We start from the raw sequence: 9,119 nt of genomic DNA, 5'->3' as shown, positions 1-9,119 counted from the left end.
CTTCCTCGCACGTTGTCATCTTGGATTTGACCAGGCACGTGCCGAATTAGAAGCGATGTTTGATCGCTAAATGTGACGATCTACCAAGTTTGGGTTGAGTCATTTGCACAAAATTATTGACGGTGCCTGAACTTTGGCACAAAACCGAATAGGAATTGAAGGCTTGGTGCAAAAGTTGTTTACCTATATTTCAAATTTTAAAAAATGAAATACAGATAGACAACGCAATCACAAAACGTCACAGTGTATTGTTAGTATCGTTTGCTCTCATTCAGTTGCAAGTTTTTCAACTTCTTAATCACATCACATAAATTACTACCCTTATGCTGCTAGATACGTCTATACAACGGTCTTGTGTATAAACTTAATAACTATCCTACTTTTTGAGGAACTTGTTAAATATAAAGCGTGAATAAGCTACAACGTGCGTACACGTTTAGTAAACCCCCTAGCCTTTTAATTGGTCGCTCTCACCATTTCAGCTACAGCATGAATGAGAAAATGCTTTAATGTAGCCTAGACTTAATTATTGCGTTGGCTAAGTCGTAACCTGTCAAATTTAGTTATCGCTGTTACTAGGTTTCCAGCGTGAGTATTTGCTAAAAAAGGCAATAGCAAACTAGACCTTTGCATTTCTACTTTTTTTCAAGTAAAATGAAGATTATAAAATACTCTTATTTAGTTGTAATTCTTAGTCGTGTTGCATTAAATTGAGTATCGCTCACCTATTACAGTAGGTGGGCTTTTTTACTACTTATAAATGCTCTCGCATTTTATCTGCAACGTCTGTTAATTCCGTATGCAGATATTGCGTTGTTACTGATAAATCATTGTGACCTAATGCTTTTGAAACAAGCAATAAATCATTTGATTTAGTATAAAGATTCTTCGCAAATCCCCTTCTTAAAGCATGAGGATTAATATTTTTCAAACCATATTCAACACTCGCTTTACGTAAACCCTTTTGAATACAATTTGAAGTCATTGAATTAGAAGTAAATCTGCCTTTGATCGTTATGAAAAGGTACTCATTATCTTCTTTATATTCCTTACGAATTTTCTTATTTTGATTGATTAAAACTTCAAGGAAATTACGAATTTGATTATTAAAAGGTAAAATCAGTCCTTGATGATTCTTCATTACTTCCCCACTTAAAAGAAGTTTATTTGTATCAAAATCAATTTGGCTTTCTTTCATTCGTGCTATCGTTCCAATTCGTAAACCGCAACGATACATTAATAAAATGGCTGTTGCATTACGTAAATCAATAAACTTTGTCATATCAAGTAATGATAATGCTAAGTTTACATCTTGATCTGACGCACCTTCTTTTATCTTCTTGTCTACTTTTACATTTACAGATTTCCAAAATCGGTTATTAAACCAACCATTATCATGGCAACGACTTAAAAAGGCTTTAAAACATTTTAATCGTGTTAGCTTTGTTGAATTTTTCACATTTATTCCTTCAAGCCATTTATAAATCGAAGCATTTGATATATCCGCTAAATACACAATATTTGTATCACGTATAAAATAACTTACAATTTTATCATAATCATATAATGTTCGTTCTCTACAACCACCTGTTTCAAGTTGACGTAAAATAACATTATTAGCTTGTTGAATTGTAATATCTGTTCTCTTATTTATTTGTGAATCCACTTGTACAATTGTGTCTTTAAATCCCGTATCAAATATTCCTTTTCTTTTAGTCAAAACAAAAAACACCTCCACTCATGAGTTATTTAAAGTGAGTACTTAATTCGTACAAGACTTGTAAATAATCATCATAAGCAGAAGTGCTTGATGTTATTGAATTTATTCAGTTTATAATTATGTCCCAGGAGGGATTCGAACCCCCGACCGACGCCTTAGAAGGGCGTTGCTCTATCCAGCTGAGCTACTGAGACGGTATTGCCTAATTCGATTAGGACAATACTTATTATATAGGACGTTTTTAGAAGCGTCAATAAATTTTTTTAATATAGAATTAGAAATTAATTTTTGTAATGAGCTGATGTTGATCGTCTAAAAATGTAACGCTATAGCTATCGGCTGTTGTCTCAATGACGGCATAGCTTTTTTCTTTACGGCCACGTGGTGATTTGAGGCTACCAGGGTTTAAAAAGAGTGTGCCATCAACTAATTCAGCGCCTAAAACATGCGAGTGACCAAATAAAACGATATTGGCCCCAACCTCCTGTGCACGCATCGCAAGTGGTGTCAGCGTCGTTTTGACGTTAAATAAATGACCATGTGTCATAAATACCGTCTTATCCTCGACATCGATCACTTCCTCTACTGGATAGTTCACATCATAATCACAGTTCCCGCGTACACGTTTACAGTCTTTTATATGCACATCCTCATAGGCAAGCTCACTATCGCCACAATGGAAATAATACGCTGCATCTGGATGTGCTGCGATCACATCAGGAATAATTGCAGCATCTCCGTGCGTATCACTTAATACGACAATCTTCATCGAATCCCTCCTATAATTTACCCGCTAATTTTTCTGTTAGTAAACGCAGTGCATTGCCTCGGTGAGACACCTTGCCTTTTTCCTCTGCGCTTACTTGTGCTAATGTTTTGCCGAGCTCTGGCATGTAGAAAATCGGATCGTAGCCAAAGCCATCCTCTCCTTGGCGTTCACGTAAGATTTGACCCTCACAGTAGCCTTTTACAGTCATCGTGTCCATCTCTGGACCTGTGATTGCTAGGCAGCATACGAAACGTGCTGTACGGTCCTTATCTGGCGTTTCTGAGAGCTTTTCAAGCACTTTATCGATATTCGCTTCATCATCATGGTCGCCTGCGTAACGTGCTGAATAAACGCCTGGTTCGCCGTTTAGTGCATCCACTTCTAAGCCACTATCATCGGCAATGACTAATTGCTGTAAATCTTTTGCTAGTGCCTCTGCTTTTAAAATGGCATTTTCCTCAAAGGTTGTTCCTGTTTCCTCAATATCCATGCTTGGTGCGACATCAAATAGTGTTAATACATCATAGCCAAGTGGTTTAAAGATGGCTTCAAAATCATGTGCTTTCCCTTTGTTTTTTGTAGCGATAACGACTTGTTTCATAATTAATTCCCTCCATATGTAGAAAAGGAGCTGCCATGCAAAACCTTCTTCTGTTGAAGAAAAGCTACTGCGGGACAGCCCCTTGTTTGTTATAACGTAATGCGCGCTGCATTCACGTCATCGATTGGTAGCCAGTTCGTTGCAATATCTTTAAAGATTGGCAATGAGCCTGTTGCAAAAAATCGATGTTGTGGTGCAGTTGTGGCACTTCGTTCGATACCTTTGAATTGTAGAATATCTAATGCTTGCTTCGCTGTCTCAGTAGCTGAGGATACGATATGTACCTGATCGCCAACTGCACGTTGAATCAAATCTTTAATAATTGGATAATGGGTACATCCTAAAATTAATGTGTCAAACTGATTTTTTTCTAATGGTTGTAATGTCTTTTTCACTAAGTCAAAAGCAAATTCACTTTCATACTCGCCACTTTCTACAAGCGGTACAAGCGGTGGACATGCAAGCGATGAAATTTTACTTGATGAATAAAGTGATGCTACGGCATTTTCATACGCCCCGCTTTTCACTGTACCCGCTGTTGCGATAACTGCGATATCATGTGTTTTCGTCGCCTTGATTGCGGCTTGTGCACCTGCATTGATGACACCGATGATCGGAATGTTGCTATGTTTTTGTAGACTTTCTAATGCTACGCATGTTGCCGTATTGCATGCAATGACAAGCATTTTTATACCCATCGCTTCCAGTTTATTCGCCATTTGCCATGTAAATTTCACGACTTCTTTAGGCGTTCTTGGACCGTATGGGCAGCGCGCTGTATCACCGATATAGTAAATCTCTTCATTAGGTAAATAGTGAAGCATTTCTTTTACAACGGTTAAGCCACCAACACCTGAATCAATAACTCCAATTGGAGCATTCACGTTAACCGCCTCATTCCTCTTTCATTTCTTGATACATTCGTAAGAGGAGTGTTGAAAGAACCTCCACTTCCGAATCGTCAAAATCTTTCACAACGTCTTGTAAATAGCCTTGTCGCTTTTCAACAACCTCCGTAATAATTTGTTTACCCTTTTCCAACAAATGTACACGGACCACACGACGATCTTTCGTATCGCGAGAACGAATGACTAATTCTTTCTGTTCCATACGATCGACTAAATCAGTTGTTGTACTAAACGCTAAATACATTTTAGTAGAAAGTTCGCCAATTGTCATGTCCCCAAGTTCATCTAACCACTGAAGCGCGATAAATTGTGGTGGCGTAATTGTATAATTACTCAAAATTTCGCGTCCTTTTTGTTTGATGTTGCCGGCGATATGTCGCAAACTTTTTTCGACACTTAAAATATTTTCAGTTAACTCGTCATGCGGCATTAAAATCACTCCCGTAAAGTATATATAACCTCTATTTTGACTTTAAATGCCTTAATAAGCAAGTTATTTCTGAATTATTTAACTGTTCCGGCAAGTGACTCTAATTGCTCATTATTGAACGCTATAGATTTTCCTGTATTTTTATTCATTTGTACGACTGTACTTGTTCCTGTAAAAATAATTTCTTGTCCCTTCAGTGCAACATAATGCATATCAATCGATGAGCGGCCAATACGTGCTATTTTCACACCAACCTTTAACACATCATTGTAGTAGGCCTGTTGCACATAGTCACAATGAAGATTTGCCATGACCGGCACACCGAAGACACCTGGCTCAAGCTCTTGTGCCATTAAGCCGCTATTTTCCATATACGCTGTACGCACTTGCTCGAAATAAATGAATGGCACTGTATTATTCATATGACCAAATAAATCTGTTTCACAAAAACGTACTTTAATATCCTCGAAATAATAAAAATCTGCCAACCATGTTTGTACATCCTCAATATATGCTGGTAACATGTAAATCCCCCCAAATAAATGAATAGTTGTTCATTCTCATATTTTACCAACTTTTTCTCGTAATTGCACATATTTTCTTTTTACAAACAAAAAAGCCACCCGCAGAAGCGAGTGGCTTTTGTTCAATATTCTTAGTCGACCATGTGGTCAGAACCGAAGAAGTTTTTGAACATTTGAACTGTTGCAGCACGGTTAAGTGAAGCAATAGAAGTTGTTAAAGGAATACCTTTAGGACATGCTTGAACACAGTTTTGAGAGTTACCGCAGTTAGCAAGACCGCCGTCTCCCATAATAGCGTTTAAGCGTTCGTCTTTCACCATTGCACCAGTTGGGTGAGTGTTGAATAAACGAACTTGTGATAAAGGAGCTGGACCCATGAATGAAGAGCCAGAGTTTACGTTAGGGCATGACTCTAAGCAAACACCACAAGTCATACATTTTGATAACTCATAAGCCCATTCACGTTTACGTTCTGGTAAACGAGGACCTTCACCTAAATCGTACGTACCATCGATTGGAACCCAAGCTTTAACTTTTTTAAGTGAGTCGAACATGCGTGAACGGTCAACTTGTAAGTCACGGATAATTGGGAACGTGCTCATTGGTTCGATTGTAAGTGGTTGTTGTAATTGGTCAACAAGAGCTGAACATGATTGACGTGGACGGCCATTGATAACCATTGAACATGCGCCACAAACTTCTTCTAAACAGTTCATGTCCCATGCTACTGGAGTAGTTTTTTTACCACTTGTAGTTACTGGGTTCTCACGAATTTTCATAAGAACAGAGATAACGTTCATATTTGGGCGGTAAGGAACTTCGAATTCTTCCCAACGAGTCGATGCCTCTGGACTATCTTGACGTTTTACTTTAACAGTAATTGTTTTTTGTTCTGCCATGATTAGTGAGCACCTCCTGTGTAGTCACGTTTACGAGGTTTGATCATAGAGCAATCAACTTCTTCGTAAGTGATAATTGGATCAAATGACGGTGTGAATTCAGCAATTGTTGTTTTTAAGAAGTTCTCATCGTCACGTTCAGGGAATTCAGGTTTGTAGTGAGCACCACGAGATTCATCACGTAGTAACGCACCTTTTGTAATTACGTTTGCAAGCGCAAGCATGTTACGTAATTGACGAGTAAATTGAATACCTTGGTTAGACCATTTAGCTGTATCATTTACGTTGATGTTGTTCCAACGTTCTTTGAATTCAGCTAATTTTTCAAGTGTTTCTTGTAATTGTTTGTTGTAACGAACAACTGTTACGTTGTTTGTCATTAATTCACCAAGCTCTTTGTGAAGAAGGTAAGCATTTTCGTTACCTTTATCCATTGAGATAACTTCATTCCATTTAGCTTGTTCTTCGCGAACTGCATCATCATAAATTTTAGATGGAAGGTCTTCAACGTGTTTGTCTAAACCTTTAATGTAGTTAACTGCGTTTGGACCAGCTACAGTACCACCGTAGATAGCTGAAAGTAATGAGTTAGCGCCAAGACGGTTACCACCGTGTTGCGAGTAATCACATTCACCTGCAGCGAAGCAACCAGGGATTGTTGTATGTTGATCGTAATCTACATATAAACCACCCATAGAATAGTGAACTGCTGGGAAGATTTTCATTGGTACTTTATGAGGATCATCACCTACGAATTTTTGGTAGATTTCAATGATACCACCAAGTTTAATATCTAATTCGTGTGGATCTTTGTGAGATAAGTCAAGGTATACAACGTTTTCACCGTTAATACCTAATTTTTGGTTGATACATACGTCGAAGATTTCACGAGTCGCAACATCACGAGGTACTAAGTTACCGTACGCAGGATATTTTTCTTCTAAGAAGTACCAAGGTTTACCGTCTTTATAAGTCCAGATACGGCCACCTTCACCACGAGCAGATTCTGACATTAGACGTAATTTGTCATCGCCAGGGATTGCTGTTGGGTGGATTTGGATCATTTCACCGTTTGCGTATTTAGCACCTTGTTGGTACACGATAGATGCTGCAGAACCAGTGTTGATCATTGAGTTTGTTGATTTACCGAAGATGATACCAGGGCCACCAGTTGCCATAACAACTGCGTCACCACGGAATGCACGGATTTCGTGAGTTGCAAGGTCTTGTGCTTTAATACCTTTACATACGCCTTGTTCATCTAAGATTAGGCCTAGGAATTCCCAGCCTTCGAATTTTGTAACTAAGCCTTCTACTTCCCATTTACGTACTTGTTCGTCAAGTGCGTATAGAAGTTGTTGACCAGTTGTTGCACCAGCGAACGCTGTACGGTGATGCATTGTACCGCCAAAACGACGGAAATCTAAAAGACCTTCTGGTGTACGGTTGAACATAACGCCCATACGGTCTAGTAAGTGGATGATACCAGGTGCTGCTTCACACATTGCTTTTACTGGTGGTTGGTTTGCTAAGAAGTCACCGCCATAAACAGTATCATCAAAGTGGATCCAAGGTGAGTCCCCTTCACCTTTAGTATTAACGGCACCATTCATTCCGCCTTGCGCACATACAGAGTGTGAACGCTTAACCGGAACTAATGAGAATAATTCTACTTCTGTGCCCATTTCAGCAGCTTTCATTGTAGTCATTAAGCCGGCTAAACCGCCGCCAACAACTAGAAGTTTGCTTTTCGCCATGTTTTTTCTCACTCCTCGTTCAAATAGTAGTTAGCGTTTTCAATAAATTAGCTTATCGATTAAACGAAAGCTAAAATTGCCATTACGCCTACTACAGATAGCAATACAAAGAAAATCATTGTTACCCAAGTTGCAACTTTTTGAGATTGTTTAGATTGTGTAATACCCCAGCTAACTAAGAATGACCAGATACCGTTAGATAAGTGGAATGTAGCTGCGATGATACCAACAATGTAGAATGCTAACATTGCTGGGTTTGATACGATGTCAGCCATCATATCGTAGTTAACTTCAGCATCTGCAAGCGTTTTTTGTAAACGTGTTTGCCAGATATGCCAAGCAATGAAAATTACTAAGAAAATACCTGATAAACGTTGTAACATGAAGAACCAGTTACGTGTTGTACCAAAACGTTTTAGATTTGATTTTGCAGTAAATGCAATGTATACACCATAGAATGCATGGAACATTAAAGGAATATAAATTACAACCCATTCTAAAACTAATAAGAATGGCATTTTTTCAACTAAGCCTGCTGCTTCGTTGAAAGCTTCTACACCTTTAGTAGCTTGGAAGTTGACTAATAAATGGAACACTAAAAACAGACCTACAGGAATTAAACCAAGTAGTGAATGTAGTCGACGCCAATAAAACTCTTTTTCTTTCGCCAAGACTGTTACCCCCCTCAGTACTTAAAACTTGCAGCACAAGATTAACCATCGTTAGATTCGCTAACGTATGGTTTCACTACAAGCTTTATCATGGTACAATATTATGACAAGTTCATTGTACTCTCATAACTATTGAGCGTCAAGGAAACCAAAGCAATTTCAAAGCGTCCTATACGTGTGAAAACCGCTATAAATGAGTTGAATTATCTATTTCAAACAAATATTTTCTATCTCATTCAAATTTTAGACAAATTTTAAGAAAGAAGTGGTCATATGTCGCAAGAATTAACACAAAATGTTTCTGCGTTTGGCTACGAGCTTATCCGAGACCATATTCTGTCTTCTATCTTAGGTAAAAATGAAGAAGATATTCTCTACTGGGCTGGTAAAGAGCTAGCACGCAAATTCCCCGCTACGACACTAGACGAAGTATTACAATTTTTCGCAGATGCTAGTTGGGGCACCTTAACACTTGATAAACAATCAAAAGATGAAGCGTTCTTTACATTATCAGGTGCTGAAGATTTACTACATATTACACATCGTTGCTTCCGCTTAGAAGCTGGCTTTTTAGCTGAGCAACACCAAAATATGTCTGGACTTCTTACAGAATGTTTAGATGATAAGCATGAACGAAAAAACAGCGTAACCTTCCACGTAAAATGGGATTTAAAAGATCCAATCGAACGTTAATTCCTTCAATGCTCAAAAAAAGGATTGCGAAAGCCGCAATCCTTTTTTTATATGATAGATTGTCAAATTAACTGCACCACTTCACATTCAAATGCATCCTGTGTGGTATTCCAGTTGAGGCACTTTCTTGGTCGATTGTTGATCAAT

Annotated in this window: 10 protein-coding genes and 1 tRNA gene; 1 reads left to right on the top strand and 10 read right to left on the bottom strand. The window is 38.3% G+C overall.

Annotated features, from left to right (window positions below; all coding sequences use genetic code 11):
* Positions 1 to 754: 754 nt before the first annotated feature.
* The 10 genes from ACFSY7_RS10960 to ACFSY7_RS10915 all read right to left on the bottom strand — a co-directional run bounded on the left by ACFSY7_RS10960 (position 755) and on the right by ACFSY7_RS10915 (position 8,279).
* Positions 755 to 1,720: a tyrosine-type recombinase/integrase gene (locus ACFSY7_RS10960; RefSeq protein ID WP_380147858.1), complete on the bottom strand. Its 966-nt coding sequence runs from the start codon at positions 1,718 to 1,720 to the stop codon at positions 755 to 757.
* Positions 1,721 to 1,840: 120 nt separating this feature from the next.
* Positions 1,841 to 1,914: transfer RNA gene (locus tag ACFSY7_RS10955), tRNA-Arg, on the bottom strand.
* An 80-nt stretch (positions 1,915 to 1,994) separates the two neighbouring features.
* A complete protein-coding gene (locus ACFSY7_RS10950) occupies positions 1,995 to 2,489 on the bottom strand; it encodes a YfcE family phosphodiesterase (protein ID WP_380147857.1) in 495 nt (164 codons plus the stop codon).
* 10 nt (positions 2,490 to 2,499) lie between these two features.
* The gene (locus ACFSY7_RS10945) at positions 2,500 to 3,090 is read right to left on the bottom strand and encodes an XTP/dITP diphosphatase (protein WP_126989280.1); all 591 of its coding nucleotides are present in this window, start codon (positions 3,088 to 3,090) and stop codon (positions 2,500 to 2,502) included.
* A gap of 89 nt (positions 3,091 to 3,179) precedes the next feature.
* Positions 3,180 to 3,974: a glutamate racemase gene (gene racE / locus ACFSY7_RS10940; protein ID WP_380147856.1), complete on the bottom strand. Its 795-nt coding sequence runs from the start codon at positions 3,972 to 3,974 to the stop codon at positions 3,180 to 3,182.
* 10 nt (positions 3,975 to 3,984) lie between these two features.
* Positions 3,985 to 4,428 carry a MarR family winged helix-turn-helix transcriptional regulator gene (locus ACFSY7_RS10935; protein WP_126989278.1) on the bottom strand — a complete coding sequence of 148 codons (444 nt, stop codon included), beginning with the start codon at positions 4,426 to 4,428 and terminating at the stop codon, positions 3,985 to 3,987.
* A gap of 74 nt (positions 4,429 to 4,502) precedes the next feature.
* On the bottom strand, positions 4,503 to 4,952 hold the full coding sequence (locus ACFSY7_RS10930) for an acyl-CoA thioesterase (protein WP_380147855.1): 450 nt from the start codon (positions 4,950 to 4,952) through the stop codon (positions 4,503 to 4,505).
* Between the two features lie 131 nt (positions 4,953 to 5,083).
* Positions 5,084 to 5,851, bottom strand: a complete 768-nt coding sequence (gene sdhB / locus ACFSY7_RS10925) for a succinate dehydrogenase iron-sulfur subunit (RefSeq protein ID WP_126989276.1) — start codon at positions 5,849 to 5,851, stop codon at positions 5,084 to 5,086.
* A 2-nt stretch (positions 5,852 to 5,853) separates the two neighbouring features.
* Positions 5,854 to 7,608, bottom strand: a complete 1,755-nt coding sequence (sdhA, locus tag ACFSY7_RS10920; protein ID WP_126989275.1) for a succinate dehydrogenase flavoprotein subunit — start codon at positions 7,606 to 7,608, stop codon at positions 5,854 to 5,856.
* A gap of 59 nt (positions 7,609 to 7,667) precedes the next feature.
* Entirely contained in the window at positions 7,668 to 8,279 is a 612-nt protein-coding gene (locus ACFSY7_RS10915; protein WP_126989274.1) for a succinate dehydrogenase cytochrome b558 subunit, read from the bottom strand.
* A gap of 273 nt (positions 8,280 to 8,552) precedes the next feature.
* On the opposite strand from ACFSY7_RS10915, the gene ACFSY7_RS10910 reads away from it, so the two are divergent.
* Entirely contained in the window at positions 8,553 to 8,972 is a 420-nt protein-coding gene (locus tag ACFSY7_RS10910; RefSeq protein ID WP_380147854.1) for a YslB family protein, read from the top strand.
* Positions 8,973 to 9,119 lie beyond the last annotated feature (147 nt).

The sequence above is a fragment of the Kurthia populi genome, assembly GCF_042686175.1.
Lineage (GTDB): Bacteria > Bacillota > Bacilli > Bacillales_A > Planococcaceae > Kurthia > Kurthia populi.
The sequence above is the reverse complement of the archived record's forward strand: the minus strand, read 5'-3'. Positions and strand labels throughout refer to the sequence as shown.

Excerpts from the sequence above, each read along its gene's own strand:
- ACFSY7_RS10950 (WP_380147857.1), bottom strand. The coding sequence starts at position 2,489 with ATGAAGATTGTCGTATTAAGTGATACGCACGGAGATGCTGCAATTATT.
- ACFSY7_RS10945 (WP_126989280.1), bottom strand. The coding sequence starts at position 3,090 with ATGAAACAAGTCGTTATCGCTACAAAAAACAAAGGGAAAGCACATGAT.
- ACFSY7_RS10935 (WP_126989278.1), bottom strand. The coding sequence starts at position 4,428 with ATGCCGCATGACGAGTTAACTGAAAATATTTTAAGTGTCGAAAAAAGT.
- ACFSY7_RS10930 (WP_380147855.1), bottom strand. The coding sequence starts at position 4,952 with ATGTTACCAGCATATATTGAGGATGTACAAACATGGTTGGCAGATTTT.
- sdhB (WP_126989276.1), bottom strand. The coding sequence starts at position 5,851 with ATGGCAGAACAAAAAACAATTACTGTTAAAGTAAAACGTCAAGATAGT.
- sdhA (WP_126989275.1), bottom strand. The coding sequence starts at position 7,608 with ATGGCGAAAAGCAAACTTCTAGTTGTTGGCGGCGGTTTAGCCGGCTTA.
- ACFSY7_RS10910 (WP_380147854.1), top strand. The coding sequence starts at position 8,553 with ATGTCGCAAGAATTAACACAAAATGTTTCTGCGTTTGGCTACGAGCTT.